The 21,917-nt window shown below is 62.7% G+C and carries 17 protein-coding genes and 1 pseudogene; 14 read left to right on the top strand and 4 right to left on the bottom strand.

All coding sequences use genetic code 11. The features are described from left to right. Nucleotides 1-34: 34 nt before the first annotated feature. From ileS to dut, 4 genes are all read left to right on the top strand, one after another. A complete protein-coding gene (gene ileS / locus GWC77_RS18165) occupies nucleotides 35-2,872 on the top strand; it encodes an isoleucine--tRNA ligase (protein ID WP_173259255.1) in 2,838 nt (945 codons plus the stop codon). After that, nucleotides 2,872-3,372, top strand: coding sequence for a signal peptidase II (lspA, locus tag GWC77_RS18160; RefSeq protein WP_173259253.1), 501 nt, complete (start codon nucleotides 2,872-2,874; stop codon nucleotides 3,370-3,372). The genes ileS and lspA overlap by 1 nt, the downstream gene beginning before the upstream one ends. A 91-nt stretch (nucleotides 3,373-3,463) precedes the next feature. Beyond that, the gene (gene coaBC, locus GWC77_RS18155) at nucleotides 3,464-4,678 is read left to right on the top strand and encodes a bifunctional phosphopantothenoylcysteine decarboxylase/phosphopantothenate--cysteine ligase CoaBC (protein WP_173259252.1); all 1,215 of its coding nucleotides are present in this window, start codon (nucleotides 3,464-3,466) and stop codon (nucleotides 4,676-4,678) included. A 66-nt stretch (nucleotides 4,679-4,744) separates the two neighbouring features. Continuing rightward, nucleotides 4,745-5,191: a dUTP diphosphatase gene (dut, locus tag GWC77_RS18150; RefSeq protein WP_173259250.1), complete on the top strand. Its 447-nt coding sequence runs from the start codon at nucleotides 4,745-4,747 to the stop codon at nucleotides 5,189-5,191. A 124-nt stretch (nucleotides 5,192-5,315) separates the two neighbouring features. Here dut and clpA read toward each other — a convergent pair whose 3' ends face one another. Further along, nucleotides 5,316-7,613: an ATP-dependent Clp protease ATP-binding subunit ClpA gene (gene clpA / locus GWC77_RS18145; RefSeq protein ID WP_173259248.1), complete on the bottom strand. Its 2,298-nt coding sequence runs from the start codon at nucleotides 7,611-7,613 to the stop codon at nucleotides 5,316-5,318. After that, nucleotides 7,610-7,924: an ATP-dependent Clp protease adapter ClpS gene (gene clpS, locus GWC77_RS18140; RefSeq protein WP_173259246.1), complete on the bottom strand. Its 315-nt coding sequence runs from the start codon at nucleotides 7,922-7,924 to the stop codon at nucleotides 7,610-7,612. The genes clpA and clpS overlap by 4 nt, the downstream gene beginning before the upstream one ends. A 543-nt stretch (nucleotides 7,925-8,467) precedes the next feature. Here clpS and cspD point away from each other — a divergent pair. Continuing rightward, the gene (cspD, locus tag GWC77_RS18135) at nucleotides 8,468-8,674 is read left to right on the top strand and encodes a cold shock domain-containing protein CspD (RefSeq protein WP_017776809.1); all 207 of its coding nucleotides are present in this window, start codon (nucleotides 8,468-8,470) and stop codon (nucleotides 8,672-8,674) included. A 348-nt stretch (nucleotides 8,675-9,022) separates the two neighbouring features. Here the strand turns inward: cspD and GWC77_RS18130 are convergent, their stop codons facing one another. Further along, a complete protein-coding gene (locus GWC77_RS18130) occupies nucleotides 9,023-9,778 on the bottom strand; it encodes an SDR family oxidoreductase (protein ID WP_173259244.1) in 756 nt (251 codons plus the stop codon). Nucleotides 9,779-9,896: 118 nt separating this feature from the next. Here GWC77_RS18130 and GWC77_RS18125 point away from each other — a divergent pair, with 118 nt between their 5' ends. Next, on the top strand, nucleotides 9,897-10,802 hold the full coding sequence (locus GWC77_RS18125) for a LysR family transcriptional regulator (RefSeq protein ID WP_173259242.1): 906 nt from the start codon (nucleotides 9,897-9,899) through the stop codon (nucleotides 10,800-10,802). A gap of 129 nt (nucleotides 10,803-10,931) precedes the next feature. Here the strand turns inward: GWC77_RS18125 and icd are convergent, their stop codons facing one another. Continuing rightward, a complete protein-coding gene (icd, locus tag GWC77_RS18120; RefSeq protein ID WP_173259240.1) occupies nucleotides 10,932-12,188 on the bottom strand; it encodes an NADP-dependent isocitrate dehydrogenase in 1,257 nt (418 codons plus the stop codon). 366 nt (nucleotides 12,189-12,554) lie between these two features. Between icd and GWC77_RS18115 the strand changes: the two genes are divergently transcribed. From GWC77_RS18115 to GWC77_RS18080, 8 genes and pseudogenes are all read left to right on the top strand, one after another. Beyond that, entirely contained in the window at nucleotides 12,555-13,124 is a 570-nt protein-coding gene (locus GWC77_RS18115) for a pseudouridine synthase (protein ID WP_173259239.1), read from the top strand. Nucleotides 13,125-13,496: 372 nt separating this feature from the next. Further along, entirely contained in the window at nucleotides 13,497-13,691 is a 195-nt protein-coding gene (locus GWC77_RS18110; protein WP_173259237.1) for a hypothetical protein, read from the top strand. Nucleotides 13,692-13,929: 238 nt separating this feature from the next. Beyond that, on the top strand, nucleotides 13,930-14,385 hold the full coding sequence (locus GWC77_RS18105) for a DUF192 domain-containing protein (RefSeq protein ID WP_367949062.1): 456 nt from the start codon (nucleotides 13,930-13,932) through the stop codon (nucleotides 14,383-14,385). A gap of 192 nt (nucleotides 14,386-14,577) precedes the next feature. Next, the gene (gene fusA, locus GWC77_RS18100; protein ID WP_173259233.1) at nucleotides 14,578-16,686 is read left to right on the top strand and encodes an elongation factor G; all 2,109 of its coding nucleotides are present in this window, start codon (nucleotides 14,578-14,580) and stop codon (nucleotides 16,684-16,686) included. Nucleotides 16,687-16,916: 230 nt separating this feature from the next. Next, nucleotides 16,917-18,617, top strand: coding sequence for an ABC transporter substrate-binding protein (locus GWC77_RS18095; RefSeq protein WP_173259231.1), 1,701 nt, complete (start codon nucleotides 16,917-16,919; stop codon nucleotides 18,615-18,617). Nucleotides 18,618-18,644: 27 nt separating this feature from the next. Beyond that, nucleotides 18,645-19,655 (top strand): ABC transporter permease, encoded by a 1,011-nt coding sequence (locus tag GWC77_RS18090; RefSeq protein ID WP_173259229.1) that lies wholly within the window; start codon nucleotides 18,645-18,647, stop codon nucleotides 19,653-19,655. Then, entirely contained in the window at nucleotides 19,652-20,533 is an 882-nt protein-coding gene (locus GWC77_RS18085) for an ABC transporter permease (protein ID WP_173259227.1), read from the top strand. Before GWC77_RS18090 ends, GWC77_RS18085 begins: the two co-directional genes overlap by 4 nt. Then, nucleotides 20,530-21,795 (top strand): annotated as a pseudogene (locus GWC77_RS18080) (oligopeptide/dipeptide ABC transporter ATP-binding protein); the annotation flags it as partial. The gene GWC77_RS18085 and the pseudogene GWC77_RS18080, both read left to right, overlap by 4 nt. Nucleotides 21,796-21,917 lie beyond the last annotated feature (122 nt).

The following is a 21,917-nucleotide window of genomic DNA, read 5'->3' as shown; positions in this document are numbered from 1 at the left end:
CGGACAGGCGCCCACCGTTTTCAGCGATTCCACCATGAGCGACAAAAAAGCCGATTCGAAACCCCAGGCCAAGTATCCGGTCAACCTGCTCGACACGCCGTTCCCGATGCGCGGCGACCTGCCCAAGCGCGAACCCCTGCGCGTCAAGGAGTGGGAGGACAAGCGCGTCTACGAGAAGATCCGCGCCGCGAGCGTTGGCCGGCCCCGCTTCGTGTTGCACGACGGCCCGCCCTATGCGAACGGCGACATCCACCTCGGGCACGCGGTCAACAAGATTCTCAAGGACATCATCGTCAAGTCGCGCAATATGGCCGGCTTCGATGCGGCCTATGTGCCCGGTTGGGACTGTCACGGCATGCCGATCGAGATCCAGATCGAAAAGCAGTACGGCAAGTCGCTGCCGGCGGCCGAAGTGCAGCGCAAGGCCCGCGCCTACGCCGCCGAGCAGATCGAAAAGCAGAAGGCCGGCTTCAAGCGTCTGGGCGTGCTCGGCGATTGGGACAACCCGTACAAGACGATGAACTTCGGCAACGAGGCCGGTGAAATCCGCGCGCTCGCCAAGATTCTCGAAAAGGGCTACGTCTACCGGGGCCTGAAGCCCGTGAACTGGTGCTTCGATTGCGGTTCCGCGCTTGCCGAAGCCGAAGTCGAGTACAAGGACCGCACCGATCCTTCGGTCAGCGTGCTCTTCCCGTTCGCCGAGACGGAACCCGTCGCACGGGCGTTCGGCCTGAATGCGTTGCCGGACACGCAAGGCGGTATCGTGATCTGGACCACGACACCCTGGACGCTGCCGGCCAACCAGGCCCTCAACGTTCATCCAGAAGTCGTCTATGCGCTCGTGCAAACGCCCAAGGGCATGCTGATCCTCGCTGAGGAGCGCGTCGAAGCGAGCCTCGCCCTGTTCGGCCTCACCGGCCAGATCGTGGCGAGCGCGCCGGGCGCGAAGCTGGCGAACCTGCGCTTTACGCACCCGCTCGCGGATGCCCATCCGGGCTACAAGCGCACGTCGCCCATCTATCTCGGCGACTATGTGACGACCGATACGGGCACCGGCATCGTTCACTCGTCACCGGCTTACGGCGTCGAAGACTTCGAATCGTGCAAAGCACATGGTCTGGCCGACTCCGACATCCTCAATCCGGTGATGGGAGACGGCCGCTACGCCGAGTCGCTGCCGCTTTTCGGCGGGCTGTCGATCTGGAGTGCCAACCCCAAGATCGTCGAGGCATTGGGTACGGCCGGCACGCTGCTGCATACGGAAAAGTACCCGCACAGCTATATGCACTGTTGGCGCCACAAGACACCGATCATCTACCGCGCCACCTCGCAATGGTTCGCGGGCATGGATGTCGTGCCGAAGGACGGCGGCGCAACGCTGCGCGAAACGGCGCTAGCCGGCGTCGAGGCAACGGCGTTCTATCCGTCATGGGGCAAGCAGCGCCTTCACAGCATGATCGCGAACCGTCCCGACTGGACGCTCTCGCGTCAGCGCCAATGGGGCGTGCCGATGGCGTTTTTCGTCCACAAGGAGACGGGAGAACTGCATCCGCGCACGCTTGCCCTGCTCGAGGAAGTCGCCCAGCGCGTCGAGCAAGGTGGCATCGAGGCGTGGCAGGCGCTCGACGCACGCGAGCTGCTCGGGGAGGACGCCAATCTCTACGAAAAGAATCGCGATACGCTCGATGTCTGGTTCGATTCGGGTACGACGCATTGGCACGTACTGCGGGGCTCGCATGCGAGTGTCTCGCAGTTCCCGGCCGATCTTTACCTCGAGGGCTCCGATCAGCATCGAGGCTGGTTCCATTCCTCGCTGCTGACGGCTTCGATGCTCGACGGCCGCGCGCCCTATCGCGCGCTGCTCACCCACGGCTTCACCGTCGATGGCGAAGGCCGCAAGATGAGCAAGTCGCTCGGCAACGGCATCGATCCGCACGATGTCGCCAACCGGCTCGGCGCCGAGATCATTCGCCTGTGGATCGCCTCGACCGATTACTCGGGCGAGCTTGCGATCTCGGAGGAAATCCTCAAGCGCGTGACGGAAAGCTACCGGCGGATTCGCAACACGCTGCGCTTTTTGCTCGCGAATCTATCGGACTTCGACTTCGCCAACAACGCGCGCCCGGCGAGCGAGTGGCTCGAAATCGACCGCTACGCCGTGGCGCTTTCGGCCGAATTGCAGCGCGACATCCTGGCCCACTACGAGAAATACGAGTTCCATCCGGTCGTCGCGAAACTGATGACGTATTGCTCCGAGGACCTCGGTGGCTTCTACCTCGACGTGCTGAAGGACCGGCTTTACACGAGCGCGGCCGATTCGAGCGCTCGCCGCTCGGCCCAAACGGCGCTCTACCATATTACGCAGGGCTTGCTGCGCGTGATGGCGCCGTTCCTGTCGTTCACGTCCGAGGAAGCGTGGCAAGTGTTCCAGCCGGGCAGCGAGACAATTTTCACGGAAACGTACTACGCCTACCCCGAGGTGCCGGGCACCGAGTCGCTGCTCTCGAAGTGGGCGCTGTTGCGCGAGGTGCGCGGCGATGTCACGAAGGCGCTCGAAGAAGCACGCGTCGCAAACCTGATCGGCTCGTCGCTACAGGCGGAAGTCTCCATCCGCGCGAGCGGCGCCGCGTACGATGCGCTCGCGAGTCTCGGCGACGATCTCAAGTTCGTGCTGATCACATCGGCCGCGAACGTGGTCAAGGTCGACACGCAAGAGGATCAAGGCGTTGAAGTCGAGGCGTCGAGGTACTTGAAATGCGAACGCTGCTGGCACTATCGGGCCGATGTCGGCGCACATGCGGATCATCCGACGCTGTGCGGACGTTGCTTCAGCAACCTGTTCGGCGAAGGCGAGAAAAGGAGCGCCGCATAATGGCCAAAACACGCTCATTACCGGCTGGCACCACGGTCGGCCCCTGGCTCGGCATCGCACTGATCGTCATTCTGTTCGATCAGTTGACGAAGGTCGCGGTCAGGAAGGTCTTCGCCTACGCGACGCCGTACGCCCTCACGCCCTTTTTCAATATGTTCCTGGTCTTCAACCGCGGCGCGGCGTTCAACTTTCTGGCCGCCGCCAGCGGATGGCAACGCTGGGCGTTTACGGCACTCGGCGTCGCGGCGGCCCTCGTCATCGTCTATCTGCTCAAGCGCCACGGCAATCAGCGGCTGTTTTGCACGGCGCTCGCGCTGATCATGGGCGGTGCGCTCGGCAATGTCATCGATCGGCTCATTCACGGTCAGGTAATCGACTTCCTCGATTTCCATGTCGGCGGCTGGCATTGGCCCGCGTTCAATCTGGCCGACAGCGCCATCGTAATTGGCGCAATATTGCTCGTACTGGATGAATTGCGGCGCGTACGCGGCGCGCGTTGACGCTCGTGCGGCGCAGGCCGCCGCACGTCGTCGTATCTGTCGATGATTCGGCGCCGAGCTCACGCGCCGATCAAGCGCCCCGGAGGCAACGTTGGCAACCGCAGAACTCGCAGGAAAACACCTCGTATTGGGCATGACGGGCGGCATTGCCTGCTACAAGATCGCCGAGCTCACACGACTTCTGACGAAGGCAGGCGCGACCGTCCAGGTTGCGATGACAGAAGCTGCCACCCAGTTCATCACGCCGGTAACGATGCAGGCGCTCTCGGGGCACCCGGTCTATACCAGCCAATGGGACGCGCGCATCGACAACAACATGCCGCACATCGATCTGTCGCGCACGGCCCAGGCGATCGTGATTGCGCCGGCCTCGGCAGACTTTCTCGCCAAACTCGCGCACGGCCGCGCCGATGACCTGCTCTCCACGCTGTGCCTCGCTCGCGATTGTCCGTTGTTGGTCGTGCCGGCCATGAATCGGCAGATGTGGGCCAATCCGGCGACGCAGCGCAACGTGGCGCAACTGCGCGCGGACGGCGTGGTCGTGCTCGGCCCCGACTCCGGAGCGCAGGCCTGCGGTGAAATCGGAGATGGGCGCATGCTCGAGCCGCAAGCCACGTACGAAGCCATCGCGTCGTTTTTTCAGCCGAAGTGCATTGCGGGGCGCCGCGTGCTGGTCACGGCGGGGCCGACGTTCGAGCCGATCGATCCCGTGCGCGGACTGACCAATCGCTCGAGCGGCAAAATGGGATTCGCGCTCGCCCGCGCAGCGCAGCAAGCCGGCGCCGAGGTCCGCCTCATTGCGGGGCCGGTATCGCTGGATACGCCGTGGGGCGTCGTGCGAGAAGACGTCGAAACGGCACAGCAGATGTACGATGCCGTCATGCAGTCGGCGGCCGATTGCGACGTCTTCATCGCGGTTGCAGCCGTCGCGGACTGGCGCGTCGACCAGGCGAGCGCCGACAAGATCAAGAAGACAGCCGATGGGCGCGTGCCGTCACTCGCGTTTGTCGAAAATCCCGACATCCTGGCCACGGTCGCGCAGCTGCCCGATGCACCTTATTGCGTCGGCTTCGCGGCTGAAAGCAGCGAACTCGAAGCGCATGCCCAGGAAAAGCGGCAACGCAAAGGCGTGCCGCTGTTGATCGGCAACCTGGGCCCGCAGACGTTCGGCCGGGACGACAACGAGGTCGTGCTCGTCGATGCGTCCGGCACCACGCGGCTCGCCCGCATGGACAAGAACGCACTCGCCGCCGCACTCATTCGCGAGATCGCGCGCCGGCTTCCCGATGCGAGCCTGATTTCCTAGCGGCACCCGCGCTCACGCGCCGATGGCTCAAGCTATTTTTTCGTTGTTCTTCCTATTGCGAACGGCATGAAACTCGATCTCAAGATTCTGGATGCGCGCATGCGCGAAATGCTCCCGGCCTACGCGACGCCTGGCAGCGCGGGCCTCGACCTGCGCGCCTGTCTCGAACGGTCGCTCGTGCTCGAACCGGGCCAGACCGCGCTCGTGCCGACCGGCTTGGCGATACACGTTGGCGACGCCGGCTACGCGGCGCTGATCCTGCCGCGCTCGGGTCTCGGCCACAAGCACGGCATCGTGCTCGGCAATCTGGTCGGGCTGATCGATTCGGACTATCAGGGCGAGCTGATGATCTCGACCTGGAACCGCGGACAGACGACATTCACCATCGAGCCGATGGAGCGCCTCGCGCAGCTCGTCATCGTGCCGGTCGTTCAGGCGCAGTTCAACATCGTGGACGATTTCGCGCAAAGCGAGCGCGGCGCCGGCGGCTTCGGCAGCACCGGCAAACACTGACGGCGCGGGCCGCCGTCGTTTTTTCCGTCTGGAGAAAAAGCAACGGCGCGGGTTTTGGCCCGCGCCGCTTGTCTGTCGGCTACTCACGCGGCATCGCATTGCCGCGCGAACCGCTGGACGATCGTCACTCCACTTCGACCGTCTCCGGATTGGGCGAGCGCGGCGCCGCATTCTCGTCGAACGTCAGCTGCACGGTGTCGCTCTCGTCGACATCGACTGTCACGCGGCCGCCGTTCATCAGTTTGCCGAACAGCAGTTCGTCGGCCAGCGCGCGGCGGATCGTGTCCTGAATCAGCCGCTGCATCGGACGTGCACCCATCAACGGATCGAAACCGTGCTTCGCGAGATGGTGGCGCAGTGCGTCGGTGAAGACGGCGTCGACCTTCTTCTCGTGCAACTGATCTTCCAGCTGCATGAGGAACTTGTCGACGACCCGCATGATGATTTCCTCATCGAGCGAGCGGAAGCTGATGATCGCGTCGAGCCGGTTACGGAACTCGGGCGTGAACATCCGCTTGATATCGGCCATTTCGTCGCCGGTCTCGCGGCGCGACGTGAATCCGATCGATCCCTTCTGCATCGATTCCGCGCCCGCATTCGTCGTCATGATGATGATGACGTTGCGGAAATCGGCCTTACGCCCGTTGTTGTCGGTCAGCGTGCCGTGGTCCATCACCTGCAGCAGGACATTGAAGATGTCCGGATGCGCTTTCTCGATTTCGTCGAGCAGCAACACGCAGTGCGGCTTCTTCGTGATCGCTTCGGTCAGCAGTCCGCCCTGATCGAACCCGACATATCCCGGCGGCGCGCCGATCAGACGGCTCACCGCATGGCGCTCCATGTACTCCGACATGTCGAAGCGCGTGAGCTCGATGCCGAGCGTGAACGCGAGCTGGCGCGCCACTTCGGTCTTGCCGACGCCCGTCGGGCCCGAGAACAGGAAGGCGCCGATCGGCTTGTCCGTCTTGCCGAGCCCCGCGCGCGCCATCTTGATGGCGGCCGACAGTGCGTCGATGGCCGGATCCTGTCCGAAAACGACGGCCTTCAGGTCGCGATCGAGCGTCTGGAGCTTGCTGCGGTCGTCCTGTGACACGCTTTGCGCCGGCACACGCGCGATCTTCGAGATGATTTCCTCGATTTCGCCCTTGCCGATCGTCTTCTTCTGCTTCGACTTCGGCAGAATGCGCTGCGCTGCGCCGGCTTCGTCGATCACGTCGATCGCCTTGTCCGGCAGATGACGATCCGTGATGAACCGCGCCGACAGCTCGGCTGCCGCCGAGAGCGCACCCGACGAGTACTTGACGCCGTGATGCTCCTCGAAGCGGGACTTCAGGCCGCGCAGAATCGCCACGGTCTGCTCGACCGTCGGCTCCGTCACGTCGATCTTCTGGAAGCGCCTCGACAGCGCCGCATCCTTTTCGAAGATGCCGCGGTATTCCGTGAACGTCGTGGCGCCGATGCACTTGAGCGTGCCCGAGGACAGCGCAGGCTTGAGCAGGTTCGACGCATCGAGCGTGCCGCCCGATGCAGCTCCCGCGCCGATCAGCGTATGGATCTCATCGATGAAGAGAATCGCGTGCGGACGCTCCTTCAGTTCCTTGAGCACCGTCTTGAGCCGTTGCTCGAAGTCGCCACGGTATTTGGTGCCTGCGAGCAGCGCACCCATATCGAGCGAGTACACCTGCGCATCGGCCAGAATGTCCGGCACTTCCCCGCGCGTGATGCGCCAGGCGAGCCCTTCCGCGATGGCGGTCTTGCCGACACCGGCCTCGCCGACCAGCAGCGGGTTGTTCTTGCGGCGGCGGCACAGCACCTGGACGACACGCTCCACCTCGGACTCGCGTCCGATCAGCGGATCGATGCGCCCGTCCTTGGCCATCTGATTGAGGTTTTGCGTGAACTGCGCAAGCGGCGTTTCTTTTTGCGAAGCGGCGTCCTCGGACTCCGGACTCGTGTCGCCGGCCTTCGCCGCGTCATTGGTGTTCGTCTTCGCGATACCGTGCGAGATGAAGTTGACGACATCGAGCCGCGTCACGCCCTGCTGCTGCAGGTAGTAGACCGCATGCGAGTCCTTCTCGCCGAAGATCGCCACGAGCACGTTCGCACCCGTGACTTCCTTCTTGCCGTTCGACGTCGATTGCACGTGCATGATCGCGCGCTGAATCACGCGCTGAAAGCCGAGCGTAGGCTGCGTATCGACGTCGTCGGTACCGGGTACCGTCGGCGTATTGTCATGAATGAAGTTGCGCAGGTTCTGGCGCAGATCTTCGATGTTGGCCGCGCACGCGCGCAACACTTCCGCAGCTGTCGGATTGTCCAGCAACGCCAGCAAAAGATGTTCGACCGTGATGAACTCATGCCGCGCCTGGCGTGCTTCCATGAACGCCATATGCAAGCTGACTTCCAGTTCCTGGGCAATCATGCTTCCTCCATCACGCACTGCAGCGGATGCCCTGCCTGCCGTGCGTGTGTAACAACCTGCTCGACCTTGGTCGACGCGATGTCCCGCGTGTAGACCCCACAAACTCCCCGACCTTCACGATGAACCTTCAGCATGATCTGCGTCGCGGTCTCTCGGTCTTTATTGAAATATTCCTGCACGATCATCACGACAAATTCCATTGGCGTGAAATCGTCATTCAACAGCACTACTTTATACATGGACGGTGGTTTCAGCTCCTTTTCCTGCCGCTCGACGACCGTACCGTCCTGCCTGTCCGGGATAATTGCCATACACCCATTCTAAACAACTCGGTGAGCCCCGCAATCCTGCAAAAACCCGACCGACCAGTAGTCGATCGCACCTTCGCGGTGCGATGCTGCCATCGCGCCGCGCCTGTGCGAACCCGCCGTGCCCCAATGACGGTCGCCGCACCCGCGGCGCCACGCCCCGGCGCGCAGCCCGTTCGAGTATCGCACATCGCGTGCCGGCTCTCCCGCGCCCGTGCAACCGCCCGTTCCGAGCACCTCGTATCCGCTATTCCCATGTGCGTCGATTATGCGACTTTTCAAGCGCGCCCGCTTGCGCCAGCACACACAGCGGAAGGGGGAAAAACCCTCGAACCGAAGTGCGTTTCTCAACATCTCAAAATTTTCTTGACACTTCTTTAAAGAGAACCAACAATCAAGCTGGCACTTTTTTTCAGCTGGCTGCAACAAGTGCAAGTACGAAAAAATGCCGAGGTGAGCTAGTGCGGAGGGGGCGGCTGCAAGCATGCGGCTGTCGAGCTTTTCGAGCGTGCTCGTGGTAGGACATGAGTTACAGGGGAAGTTGGTATGGCAACTGGTACGGTCAAATGGTTCAACGACGCGAAAGGCTTCGGATTCATCACGCCCGATGAAGGCGGCGAGGATCTGTTTGCACATTTCTCGGCCATCCAGATGAACGGATTCAAGACGCTCAAGGAAGGTCAGAAAGTCAGCTTCGAGGTCGTACAAGGACCGAAGGGCAAGCAAGCATCGAACATCCAGGCCGCCGCCTGAGATCGTTCGAAGCAATGCCTTCAAAAACCCGGCTTCGGCCGGGTTTTTTTCATTTTGCGAACCGCCTTCCCTCGTCTTCACCTGCTGGCCCCCAACGACGCATGAACGCATTGTCGCCCCCTGATCCGCAGATTCTTTGCTCCACATCATAGATGCGGCACGTTTTCGATCGATCGAAACGGGGATTTGAGCATCCGCACAGAACAATGACTGCTCGATGAACGAAAAGAGGCGGTGTCGCGCGAAAAATCCGCTGCCTTGGCCCCAAAAAACGCAGGGCTTTTTCGCGCACGGGCGAAGTTGTTTGCCGATCCCTGCGCCGATAGGCAAAGAAGCGTATCCGCCGCTTTACGCGAAGCCGCCGTTGACGCGCAACACTTGCCCATTGATCCATCGGCCTTCCGGGCCCGCCAGAAACGACACGACGTTGGCGATTTCCTCCGGCTCGCCGAGACGTTCCAACGGCGCCTGCTTCGCGATTTGTTCGATAAGCTCCGGGCTTTTGCCATGAAGGAACATCTCGGTAGCGATCGGTCCCGGTGCCACCGCGTTGACCGTGATATTGCGGCCGCGCAGCTCGTTCGCAAAGACACGCACGAGCCCTTCCACACCGGCCTTGCTGGCGAAGTATGCGCCGTATCCGGGAAAGTTTTTCGCGATCACGCTCGAAGAGAAGCCAATGAACCGGCCGCCGTCGGGCAATGCCTGCGCGGCGTGAGTCATCATCAAATACGTGCCGCGCAAGTTGATCGCTATCGTCTTGTCGAAAGCTGCGACATTGCCCTGTGCGATCGGCGCGACCGTTATGACGCCGGCGCTGTTCACGACCACATCGACGCGTCCGAATTCGCCTTGGGCGGTCGCATAGAGTCGCTCGACATCCTCGGCCATCGAGACGTCCGCCTGCACCGCATGGGCTCTACCGCCTGCGGCGGCAATCTGGCGCACGACTTCCCCTGCGTTCGATTCCCCGCCTGCGAAATTCACGATTACGGCAAAGCCGTCTTTCGCGAGCCGCAGCGCGATAGCTCGACCGATGCCCCGCGAGCCGCCCGTGACGATGGCAACGCCTGATGCTGGACGAGGGAAAGATTGATCTTGCATGAGTCGCTCCTGTTAGCTGATTACCGAGCGCCGCGCCCGGCATGCTTTGCATTGTTCTCGTTTTTGCAAATGGTATAAAGCGGGTAGGATTGCCAACACAGTTCAATTCCCGTCAACAATGGATCGACTCGAAGCGCTTCGCCTCTTCGTCCGCATTGTCGAGACGAACAGCTTCACCCGCGCTGCCGACGGGCTCGACGTTCCACGGGCGACGGCCACGCACGCGGTCAAGCAACTCGAGGCGAGCTTGAATACGCGACTGCTCGAACGCACGACGCGACAGGTGAGGCCGACGCTCGACGGTCAGGCGTTTTACGAACGCTGTGTGCACGTTCTGGCGGAACTCGACGAGGCGGAATCGGCGCTACGGCACGTCGCATCGAATCCGAGCGGGACCCTTCGTGTCGATATGCAAGGTACGCACGCGACGCGGATCGTCTTGCCGCATATCGATGCTTTTCACACACGCTATCCCAATATCGAGTTGATCGTCAGCAGTGGCGACAGGCTGGTCGACCTCGTGCGCGAAGGCATCGACTGTGTAGTGCGCGCCGGCACGCCGCGCGACTCGAATCTCGTTGCGCGCCGGCTGGCCGATATTCCGCAGATCGTGTGCGCGAGTCCCGACTATCTGTCCCATCACGGCGTGCCGGCGGACCCGTCCGATCTCGCGGCACACCAAGTCGTGCGTTTCGCGGCGAATTCGGGTGCGAACGACTACCCGCTGGAATTGATGATCGACGGGCAATTGCGCGCTTTCCAGTTGAACGGTTGGATTTCGGTGAGCGACGCGGAGCATTATGTGACGGCTGCGTTGCGCGGCTGTGGGCTGATTCAACTGCCGCGTTTTCACGTCGAGGACGAATTGCGCGCCGGGCATCTGGTGGAAGTGCTGGCCGAGTGGCAAAGCCCCACGTTGCGCATCGCCGCGATGTACCACTATAGGCGGCAATTGTCGGCGCGCGTGCGCGTGTTCGTCGATTGGCTCGCGGAGCTCTACGAGCAGAGATTCGGGCCGGGTTGACGGTCGGCGAGCCGCCCTTTCGCCACCGGATGGCAGGGCAATCAAAAAAGAAAAACGCCGACAAACCATAGGGTCTATCGGCGTTCTGCTAATTCGCGATTTTGGGTTCGCCGCAGCTGCGACGCAGACTTACATGTTCTCGATCAGCACTTGCCCAAAGCCCGAGCACGATACCTGCGTCGCACCTTCCATCAGGCGCGCGAAGTCATACGTGACGCGCTTTTGCAGGATCGACTTTTCCATCGAGGAGATGATGACGTCGGCCGCCTCGGTCCAGCCGAGATGGCGCAGCATCATTTCCGCCGAAAGGATTTCCGAACCCGGGTTCACGTAGTCCTTACCCGCATACTTCGGTGCCGTGCCGTGCGTAGCCTCGAACATTGCGACGGAATCCGACAGGTTGGCGCCCGGCGCAATGCCAATCCCGCCAACCTGAGCGGCCAGCGCATCCGAAATGTAGTCGCCGTTCAAGTTCAACGTCGCGATTACGTCGTATTCGGCCGGACGCAGCAGGATCTGCTGCAAGAAGGCGTCCGCGATCACATCCTTGACGACGATGTCGTTGCCCGTCTTGGGATTCTTGAACTTCATCCACGGGCCGCCGTCGACGAGCTCAGCGCCGAACTCCTTTTGCGCCAGCGCATAGCCGTAGTCGCGGAACGCGCCTTCCGTGAACTTCATGATGTTGCCCTTGTGCACGAGCGTCACCGAACGGCGATCGTTGTCGATCGCGTACTGGATCGCCTTGCGCACGAGGCGCTCCGTGCCTTCGCGCGAAACAGGCTTGATGCCGATGCCCGACGTTTCCGGGAAGCGGATCTTTTTCACGCCCATTTCTTCGCGCAGGAATTTGATGACCTTCTTGGCCTGCTCCGATTCCGCCGCCCATTCGATGCCGGCGTAAATGTCTTCCGAGTTCTCACGGAAGATGACCATATTCGTCTTCTCGGGCTCACGCACAGGCGAAGGCACGCCCTTGAAGTACTGAACCGGCCGCAGACAGACATACAGGTCCAGCTCCTGACGCAACGCAACGTTCAGCGAGCGGATGCCGCCGCCGACCGGCGTCGTGAGCGGACCCTTGATCGAAACCACGTACTCCTTGAGCACTTCCAGCGATTCCTCGGGCAGCCAGACGTCCGGACCGTACACCTTGGTGGCCTTCTCGCCCGCATAGATCTCCATCCAGTGGATCTTGCGCTTGCCACCGTATGCCTTTTCGACGGCCGCATCGACCACCTTGATCATCACCGGCGTGATGTCGAAACCCGTACCGTCACCCTCGATGTACGGAATGATCGGCTGGTCCGAAACGTTGAGCGAGTAGTCCGCGTTGACGGTGATCTTGTCACCGCCCGTCGGGACCTTGATGTGCTGATACGGCATGATCGACTCCAGGGTTGGCTGTGCAGATAAAACAAGCGGAAAACGGCAAAAACGGGGGCTCGGTCTCCACCGCATTCGGCTCGCTGCGGATGTCTCGATGTACTTGACGAAGCCGCGCAAATACGGCTGGCTCGCTATTCTAGCCCACGTCGCAAATGCGGCGCCCGCAGCGCGTATGGCATCCGCGCGCGCCGACCACGCCGCAGTTCTCCCCGCGTTGCAACAGCGAGCGGAATAGCGTTGGCTCTGATGTCTTATATAAGACAGAAGACTTGCCGTCCCGTATTATGCATTAATATCCCGCCATTTGCCATAGACGCCGGCGCGGGGTTACTGCCCGCGCAGGCGCCGTGCCTGCCGCCGCCCATGCGCCTCATCGCACTCAACAAGCCATTCGGTACGCTTTGCCAATTCTCGTCACATGAAACGCGCAGTTCGCTCGCGGATTGGGTGCGCGTACCGGACGTTTATCCGGCGGGACGGCTCGACGCCGAAAGCGAAGGACTTTTGCTGCTTACGGATGACGGCCGCTTGCAGGCACGCATTGCCGAGCCCCGTCACAAACTCGTCAAACGCTACTGGGCCCAAGTGGAAGGCGTGCCCGATGCGCACGCCCTTGCGACGCTCGCGCGCGGCGTCGATCTGGGCGACTACGTCACGCGGGCATGCCGGGTATGCGCGATCGATCCGCCCGACGCACTTTGGCCGCGCGTGCCGCCCATCCGCTTCCGGGCGGCCATCCCGACGACGTGGATCGAACTGGCGTTGACCGAAGGCAAGAATCGCCAGGTACGCCGAATGACCGCGGCCGTCGGCTTTCCAACGCTGCGGCTCGTGCGGGTGGGGATTGGCGCCCTCGACCTTTTTGCACTCGGCCTCGCGCCGGGCGAATGGCGCGACGTACCGGCGCAAGCCCCGTGGCACGGCCTCGCATGACCCGCGGCGCCCCCGCAACGCTCGTTTTTGACCCAAGTACCTGTTATGCCGGACTTTTTTCTGGCGCTTTGCAAGCGGCACGGCACGGATTGACCGTCCGAACAAGCAGAATCGACGACTCGCAATGCATGGAGTCAACCGCTTTGGCCGGTCACGCGTTATTCGACGCAGATGCCGTCCGAAGCTGTCCGGCATTCGCGTGAAGGCTTGTGCTTTGCGGACTGTCCGCAGCCGCACCCGGCACCAGCGCGCAGACGCACCGGCAAGAAATTGTTCGATGCGGCTGTCAACCGAAAGGTGGATGGCACGTTTACCGACATGACTCATTGACCGGGTCATTTGGTTAATTAACTAAAGCTGAGGATTTACGACATGAACAAACTGATCGCCGCTCTGGTCGCTGGCCTGTTCGCAACGGCTGCTTTCGCACAAGCTTCGTCGACGGAAGCCGCTTCGGCTGCTGCTCCGGGTGCCGCTTCGGCTCCCGCCAAGAAGGCTACGAAGCACCACAAGAAGTCGCACAAGAAGGCTGCGAAGGCTGAAGCCGCTTCGGCCGCTTCGGAGTAAGTTCGTTGTAAAGACGCAGTCAAGAACACGCAGTTTGCCGTTCTTAACGGCGTTCGAAGGCAGGTTGCCGCAAGGTGCCTGCCTTTTTGTTTTTTATCTTTTTGTTTGCTTTTCGTTTTGCGTCGGCCTGTCGCCCTCGCGTAAGATGCGCGTGGCAACGCATGTACGTTCCACATGCAAACAGACCCTAAGGAGGGGTGTCGTGGGAGTGAGCCTTCGTTCATGGATTGCGCGCAGCATCGCTGTCCTCGCCATACCTGCCGCCTTGTTTGCCGGAGCGGCCGCCTTTGCGCAAGCCCTCCCAGCAGGAGCGAAGCAGCCATCGGAATTCCCGCGCGTGAAGCTGAGGGCGGGCATGTTCGTCATCGATGCCGCGGTCGCCGCCAACGATGCGGACCGCGAGCAGGGCCTCATGTACCGCACCGAACTCGCACCGAACGAAGGCATGCTGTTCGTGTTCGGCGAAACGGCCGTGCACTGTTTCTGGATGAAGAACACGCTGATTCCGCTTTCCATCGCGTTCATGCGCGCCGACGGTACGATTACCGATATCGACGAAATGCAGGCGGAAACCACCAGCAATCATTGCCCGCGCAACAATGGCGTCTATGCGCTCGAGATGAGCAAAGGCTGGTTCGCGGCCAAGGGCATCAAGCCCGGCATGAAGGTACAAGGGCTGCCCCAGCCGGGCTGAGTCCGCTGCGGACGCCAGATTTGGCGGGCGGTGGCCGAGGCGCCGCAACCCGCATCGGTTATCCCCCTCTTCAGGGTCGCTGCAAAAGCCTCGGCGAGGCGCTATCCTTCTAGGTCTGCAATAAACGCGGCGTGCGATAGCCGGGCGATGGCGCCCGGTCCGGTCGACGCGCCCACTTGCAAGGAGATCGACGTGCCCCGCAAGACTCCCATCGAGCGCTACCGAAACATCGGCATCAGCGCTCACATCGATGCCGGCAAGACCACGACCACCGAACGTATCCTGTTCTACACCGGCGTGAGCCATAAGATCGGCGAGGTTCACGAGGGCGCGGCCGTGATGGACTGGATGGAGCAGGAGCAGGAGCGCGGCATCACGATCACGTCGGCCGCGACGACCGCCTTCTGGAAAGGGATGGCCGGCAATTATCCCGAGCACCGCATCAATATCATCGACACCCCCGGGCACGTCGACTTCACGATCGAAGTCGAACGTTCGATGCGCGTGCTCGATGGCGCCTGCATGGTCTACGACTCGGTGGGCGGCGTGCAGCCGCAGTCGGAAACGGTCTGGCGGCAGGCGAACAAGTACAAGGTGCCGCGCATCGCGTTCGTCAACAAGATGGATCGCGTCGGCGCCGATTTCTTTCGCGTGCAGCGCCAGATCGGTGAACGCCTGAAGGGCGTCGCGGTGCCGATCCAGATTCCCGTCGGTGCCGAAGAGCACTTCCAGGGCGTCATCGATCTCGTCAAGATGAAAGCCATCATCTGGGACGAAGAAAGCCAGGGCGTCAAATTCGAGTACCGCGATATTCCGTCCGAACTGCAGGCTACGGCTGACGAGTGGCGCGAGAAAATGGTCGAAGCGGCCGCCGAGGCTAGCGAAGAGCTGTTGGAAAAGTATCTCGAAGACCACACCTCGCTGACCGAAGACGAGATCAAAGGCGGCCTGCGCAAACGCACGATCGCCAACGAGATCGTGCCGATGCTCTGCGGCAGTGCCTTCAAGAACAAGGGCGTACAGGCGATGCTCGATGCCGTCATCGACTACCTGCCCTCGCCTGTCGATGTGCCGGCGATCCTTGGGCATGACGAGGACGATCGCGAAGCGGAGCGTCATCCGAGCGACGAAGAGCCATTTTCGGCGCTCGCGTTCAAGATCATGACCGATCCGTTCGTCGGTCAACTGATCTTCTTTCGCGTGTATTCAGGCCTCGTCAATTCGGGCGACACGGTGCTCAATTCGACGAAGGGCAAGAAGGAGCGCATCGGCCGGATTCTGCAGATGCATGCGAACGACCGCAAGGAAATCAAGGAAGTCTATGCCGGCGATATCGCCGCCGCGGTCGGCCTGAAAGAGGCGACGACGGGCGACACGCTATGCGATCCGGCCAACCCGATCATCCTCGAACGGATGATTTTCCCGGAGCCGGTGATCTCGCAGGCCGTCGAACCGAAGACGAAGGCCGACCAGGAAAAGATGGGGATCGCGCTCAATCGCCTGGCGCAGGAAGATCCGTCGTTCCGCGTGCAGACTGACGAAGAGTCGGGCCAGACGATCATTTCCGGCATGGGCGAGCTGCACCTCGAAATTCTCGTCGACCGGATGAAGCGCGAGTTCAACGTCGAAGCGACGGTGGGCAAACCGCAAGTGGCCTATCGCGAGACCGTGCGTACCGGCATCGAGGATGTCGAGGGCAAGTTCGTCAAGCAATCGGGCGGGCGCGGCCAGTACGGTCACGTCGTCATCAAGCTCGAGCCGCAGCCGCCGGGCAAGGGCTACGAATTCGTCGATGCGATCAAGGGCGGTGTCGTGCCGCGCGAATTCATCCCGGCCGTGGACAAAGGCATTCAGGAAACGCTGAAAAGCGGCGTGCTGGCGGGCTACCCCGTCGTCGACGTCAAGGTCACCCTGACGTTCGGCTCGTACCATGACGTCGATTCGAACGAAAACGCGTTCCGGATGGCTGGCTCGATGGCGTTCAAGGAAGCGATGCGCCGCGCAAAGCCGGTGCTGCTCGAGCCGATGATGGCCGTCGAAGTCGAGACGCCCGAGGATTTCATGGGCAATGTGATGGGCGATCTCTCGGGCCGGCGCGGCATCGTGCAGGGCATGGACGATATCGCGGGCGGGGGCGGCAAGTCGATTCGCGCCGAGGTGCCGCTCGCGGAAATGTTCGGGTATTCGACCTCGCTGCGCTCGCTCACGCAGGGGCGCGCCACCTATACGATGGAGTTCAAGCACTACGCCGAGACACCGGCCCAGGTGTCCGACGCCATCATCAATTCGAAGGGCAAATAACGCGCGTTGTCCTGGCTCGTCCGACCCGCCGATGACCTGTGCATCGGCGGGTTTTCTTTTATCGGCGCCGTGACAAGTCGAATCGACACCACCTCGACATCGGCGCACAAGTTGCGCAACGCTACCCACAACTCGCGTTACACTGCACGCACGCTCGTCATCGCAGTACCGCTCGTCGCCGCAGCCGCTTTCCCGCGCGCGCACTTCAAAACGAACCGGAATACGCATCGATGAAAGCCCGCCTCACCTTGCCGCACGCCCTCGAAGCCCTGCGCCGCGATGCCGGCGAATTCGGCAATCACGCCATCGACGAATACCTCGCGCAGCGCGTCACGCGGCGCGAATTGCTGCGGTACGCGAGCGTCATGGGACTTTCGGGCATGGCGCTTGCCGTCGGGGGCCTGGCGTTGCCACAGCGGGCGCGGGCGCAGACGCCCGGCGGCGCCACGATTCGCGTGGCCCATTTGACGCCGGCGGGCGCGGTCGATCCGCTCACCGTCGCCGACGCCGCGGGGCTCGCGCTCATCGCACAGACGGGCGAGTTTCTCGTCGACGACGCAAGCGGTGCGAGCAGCGCTGCGGCCAACCATGGAGGCCCGGGCAACAGCGGCTTGAGGCCCGCCCTCGCGCTGTCCTGGCAGCCGAACGCAAAGGGCGATGTATGGACCTTCAAATTGCGTTCGGGCGTGAAGTTCCACGACGGGCAAGTCCTGAGCGCCAAGGATGTCGTGGCGACGTTCGATCGGCTGGCCGACCCCGCGAGCGGCTCGGCCGCACTCTCCATGCTCAAGGGAGTCCTGTCCAAAGGCGGCACGCGCGCGGTGGACGACGAAACGGTCGCGTTTCATCTCGATGCGCCGAACGGCAACTTCCCCTACTACGTCTCGTCCGACAATTACAATGCGGTCATTCTGCCGGCGAACTACAACGGGGGATACGAGAAGAGTTTCGTCGGCACAGGTCCGTTCAAGCTCGACAAGTACCAGCCCAAAGTGGCTGCGTCGTTCGTTCGGAATCCTGATTATTGGGGCGAAAAGGCGTTGGCGTCGCGTGTCGAGTTTTCGTTCTACGCCGACCAACAGGCGCAGATTCTCGCGCTGCTCGGGCGCCGCGCGGACGTCATGGGCGACTTCACCGTACAAGGCGGAGCCGGCATCCTGAATAGCGGCGATTTCGATGTGCTCTCCGTGCGTTCGAGCGCACATCGTCAGATTCATATGCGTTGCGATCAGCCGCCGTTCAACGACAAGCGCGTGCGCCAGGCACTCGCGCTTTGCCTCGATCGCGATCTTTTGGTCAAGGGTCTGTTCAAGGGACGGGCCGAGCTCGGCAACGATCATCCGTTCGCGCCCGTGTTTGCCTCGTCGGATACATCGGTCGCGCAGCGCAAGGTCGACTTGCAGCGAGCCAAAGCATTGCTCGCGCAAGCGGGCCACCCCAACGGCTTCGAAGCAACCCTCACGACCGAAAAGTTCATGGAGATTCCCGATCTGACCGTGGTCGTGCAAAACGCGGCACGCGCGATCGGCGTCAAGCTCAACCTCAAGATCGAAAGTCAGGGGCTCTACTACGGCTCTGGAACGTTCGGCAAATCGGACTGGCTCGACTCGACGATAGGCATCACCGATTACGGACACCGCGGTGTGCCGAATCTCTTTCTCAATGCGCCGCTCACGAGCAACGGCGCCTGGAACGCAGCGCATTTCAAGAACCCGCAGTACGATGCGCTCGTCGCAAAGTTCGTCGGTGCACTCGATATCGCCGGGCAAAAACGGATGGCCAAGCAGATCGAAACGCTACTGCTGGACGAAACGCCCGTCGTCATTCCGTACTTCTTCGATCAGCTCGCGGCAGTGCGCAAATCGGTCAAAGGCGTTCGCTATACCGCCATCTCGCAACTGTATTTCGATCGCGCGACGACGTCCGCCTGAACTCCAGCCACATTCGCATCGGACCGCATGGCTGCCATCGCTTCCCTCTTTCGCCACCCCCGGGCGCGCGGCAACTCGGCGCGCATCGCCTTGTTTCTGCTCGAACGTGGCACGCTCGCGTTCATCACGCTCGCGTTGCTCTCGGCGCTCGTCTTCGCGCTCGGTCAATTGTTGCCGGGCGACATCGGGCGCGCCATCCTCGGCCCGCTTGCCGATCCTCGCGCCGTGGCGGCGCTCGATCACCAGCTTGGCGCCGACAAGCCGGTCCTGCTGCAATATGCCCACTGGATCTCGCGATTCGTACGCGGCGACATGGGCGTCTCCTACGCGTTTCGCGAGCCCGTTGCGCCGTTCATCGCGCATGCGCTCGCCAACTCGGCGAAACTCGCCGCGCTTGCGTTCGTCATCGTCGTACCGCTCGGTATCGCGAGCGGCGTCTGGGCGGCCTTGCACGAGGGACGCTGGCCTGATCGCACGCTGATGATCGTCGGCATGTCGGCCACCGTCGTGCCTGAATTCGTTTCCTCCATCGTGCTCATTCTCGTATTCGGCGTCTGGCTGCGCTGGCTGCCCACCGAAGCCGTCTATCCGGCCAACGCCAGTGCCGTCACGGCCTTGCGGCATCTGATTCTGCCGGCGCTGCCGCTCGTTCTCGTACTGTTCGGCTATATCGCCAGGATGGCCCGTTCAGGGACAGTCGAAGCGCTCGATGCGGACTACACGCGCACCGCGGTCCTCAAGGGATTGCCGCCGCACGTCGTCGTCCTGCGCCATGTGCTGCGCAACGCGTTGCCGCCCACCATCACGGTGGCCGCGACCCAGCTCGGCTACATGGTCGGCGGGCTCGTCGTCGTCGAAACGCTGTTCCACTACCAGGGCATCGGCTTGTTGATCTACAACGCGGCAACGGCGAAGGATTTTCCGATGCTCGAAGCGGGCGTGCTGTGCGTGGGCATCGTTTATACCTTCGCCACTCTGCTCGCCGATGCGCTGCTCGCCTCGCTCGATCCGCGTAGAAACAAGGCAGGCACGCAATGAGCACGCACACGCATCCGCCCAGCGTCGAAAAGCGTGCCGATCCGCCCATCGAGCCGCGCTTCGAGACGCTGCGAGCACTGCTGCGCTCGCCAAGCTTCATCTGCGGCGCGCTGCTCGTCGGATTCTGGCTCGGTTGCGCGCTCGTCGGGCCGTGGCTCGTGCCGCACGATCCCTATGCGTCGGACCCGCTCAATTCGCTGGCCCCGCCCGATCGGACGCACTGGTTCGGTACCGATCAGCTCGGGCGCGACGTATTCTCGCGAGTCATCGTCGGTGCGCGCGATATCTTCGGAATCGCGCCGCTCGCCACGCTCGTGGGTACGCTCGCGGGTACCGCGCTCGGGCTCGTTCTCGGCTATGTCGGCGGCTGGTTCGACAAGCTCGCGGGCCGCATCATCGATGCCGTGCTCGCATTGCCGCTCGTCGTCGTCGCATTGGCCGCGCTTGCCGCACTCGGTGCATCGAGCGCCACGGTCGTTTTCGTGATCGGCTTCACGTTCATGCCGATCACGGCGCGCACCGTCCGCACCGCGGTCCTCGCGGAGCGTCATCTCGAGTATGTCGCCGCGGCTCAACTGCGCGGCGAGCACGCGCTCTACATCATGTTCGTCGAGATCTTGCCGAACATCCTGCCGCCGATCGTCGTGGAGGGGACGGTGCGCCTCGGCTACGCGATCTTCGCTGTCGCCACACTCTCGTTTCTTGGCTTCGGCGTCGCGCCGCCCTCCCCGGACTGGGGGCTCGCGCTCTCGGAATCGTATTCGCTGATGACCGGCGGCGCATGGTGGACCGTCGTCTTCGACGCGCTGGCCATCGCGACGCTCATCGTCGGGGTGAACCTCGCCGCCGATGGCGTGCAAGGAGCGCTCGAGCGATGAGCCGGCCCACGCCCAACGATTTTCCGATCCTCGATGTGACGGCACGCGCCGATGACGACGTGCTCGCCGTCACCGGGCTGACCGTTGCGTACCGCGTACGGTCGCGCGACCGCGAGGTGCTCAGCGACGTCACGTTCCGCGTGCGCCGCGGCGAGGCTTACGGCCTAGTCGGCGAATCGGGCTGCGGCAAGTCCACACTGGCGCTCGCTGCCATGGCGTACTTGCCGCGCAACGGTCGCATCAAGGCAGGGCGCATCGAGGTCACCGGCCGCGATCTCGCGACGCTCGATGCGGAGGCCTTGCGCAAGATGCGGGCTCACACGGTCTCGATGGTCTACCAGGATCCTTCGCGTGCGCTCAATCCGTCGCTCAGCGTGGGTCTTCAGGTGTCCGAAGCATTCGAAATGGCGTACGGCGTTTCGCGCACCGAGGGCGAAGCGCGGGCGCTCGATATGCTCGAGCGCGTGCATATCGCGGCGCCGCGGCAGGTGATGCAAGCCTATCCGCATCAGTTGTCGGGCGGCATGCAGCAGCGCGTCGTGATCGCGATGGCGCTTGCCGCGAATCCGGCGCTACTCGTGCTCGACGAACCGACGACGGGGCTCGATGCAACGGTCGAAGCCGAAGTTCTCGACCTCGTAGCGCAGTTGCGCGACGAACTCGGCACCGCTGTGCTGTTCATCAGTCACAACCTCGCTGTCGTTGGCCGCATGTGCAGTCGCGTCGGCGTGGTCTATGCGGGGCGTCTCGTCGAAGAGGGCCCGAGCGCGGATGTGTTCGGCGCACCGCATCATCCCTATACGGTCGGGCTCTTGCGCTGCCTGCCACAACGCGCGCGCAGCAAGGATACCGAGCGTCTCGATACGATCGCGGGCAGCCCGCCTCCACTTGGCGCCGCGATGCGCGGCTGTGCTTACGCGGAGCGTTGCCGGCTGGTGGAAGAACGCTGCCGGCAGGTCGCACCGCCTCCGCATCGGTTCAACGCACCCAACGGTGTCCGAATGACGCGCTGCCATCGGCATGAGGAGGCCCACGCATTGCCGCGCGAACCTGGGGCTTCCAACGATGATGGCGCTCATCGCGCCGATGTGCCGGCCGGCGTTCGGGATCGCTCGCCGGTGCTGCGCGCCACGTCCGTCTCGAAGACGTTCGTGCGCAACGGCCAGCCCGTGCGCGCCGTCGACGATGTCTCGATCACGCTCGCAGCGGGAGAAACGCTCGGGCTGGTCGGCGAGTCGGGCAGCGGGAAGACCACGCTTGCCGCGCGTCAAACAAGATGAGAGCAGCGCGTCAATCAGGATGAGAGTACTGGCGTGGCGGCAGCGGTGAAGGGCGTAGCCCGGAACCGCTGCCGCCACGCCGCGCCGAGCAGTCCCCCGTCATC

This window comes from Paraburkholderia sp. NMBU_R16 (assembly GCF_013282575.1).
Taxonomy (GTDB): domain Bacteria; phylum Pseudomonadota; class Gammaproteobacteria; order Burkholderiales; family Burkholderiaceae; genus Trinickia.
This window is presented reverse-complemented; position numbering and strand designations above follow the sequence as displayed.

Excerpts from the sequence above, each read along its gene's own strand:
- ileS (WP_173259255.1), top strand. The coding sequence starts at position 35 with ATGAGCGACAAAAAAGCCGATTCGAAACCCCAGGCCAAGTATCCGGTC.
- lspA (WP_173259253.1), top strand. The coding sequence starts at position 2,872 with ATGGCCAAAACACGCTCATTACCGGCTGGCACCACGGTCGGCCCCTGG.
- dut (WP_173259250.1), top strand. The coding sequence starts at position 4,745 with ATGAAACTCGATCTCAAGATTCTGGATGCGCGCATGCGCGAAATGCTC.
- clpA (WP_173259248.1), bottom strand. The coding sequence starts at position 7,613 with ATGATTGCCCAGGAACTGGAAGTCAGCTTGCATATGGCGTTCATGGAA.
- clpS (WP_173259246.1), bottom strand. The coding sequence starts at position 7,924 with ATGGCAATTATCCCGGACAGGCAGGACGGTACGGTCGTCGAGCGGCAG.
- cspD (WP_017776809.1), top strand. The coding sequence starts at position 8,468 with ATGGCAACTGGTACGGTCAAATGGTTCAACGACGCGAAAGGCTTCGGA.
- GWC77_RS18130 (WP_173259244.1), bottom strand. The coding sequence starts at position 9,778 with ATGCAAGATCAATCTTTCCCTCGTCCAGCATCAGGCGTTGCCATCGTC.
- GWC77_RS18125 (WP_173259242.1), top strand. The coding sequence starts at position 9,897 with ATGGATCGACTCGAAGCGCTTCGCCTCTTCGTCCGCATTGTCGAGACG.
- icd (WP_173259240.1), bottom strand. The coding sequence starts at position 12,188 with ATGCCGTATCAGCACATCAAGGTCCCGACGGGCGGTGACAAGATCACC.
- GWC77_RS18115 (WP_173259239.1), top strand. The coding sequence starts at position 12,555 with ATGCGCCTCATCGCACTCAACAAGCCATTCGGTACGCTTTGCCAATTC.
- GWC77_RS18110 (WP_173259237.1), top strand. The coding sequence starts at position 13,497 with ATGAACAAACTGATCGCCGCTCTGGTCGCTGGCCTGTTCGCAACGGCT.
- GWC77_RS18095 (WP_173259231.1), top strand. The coding sequence starts at position 16,917 with ATGAAAGCCCGCCTCACCTTGCCGCACGCCCTCGAAGCCCTGCGCCGC.
- GWC77_RS18090 (WP_173259229.1), top strand. The coding sequence starts at position 18,645 with ATGGCTGCCATCGCTTCCCTCTTTCGCCACCCCCGGGCGCGCGGCAAC.
- GWC77_RS18085 (WP_173259227.1), top strand. The coding sequence starts at position 19,652 with ATGAGCACGCACACGCATCCGCCCAGCGTCGAAAAGCGTGCCGATCCG.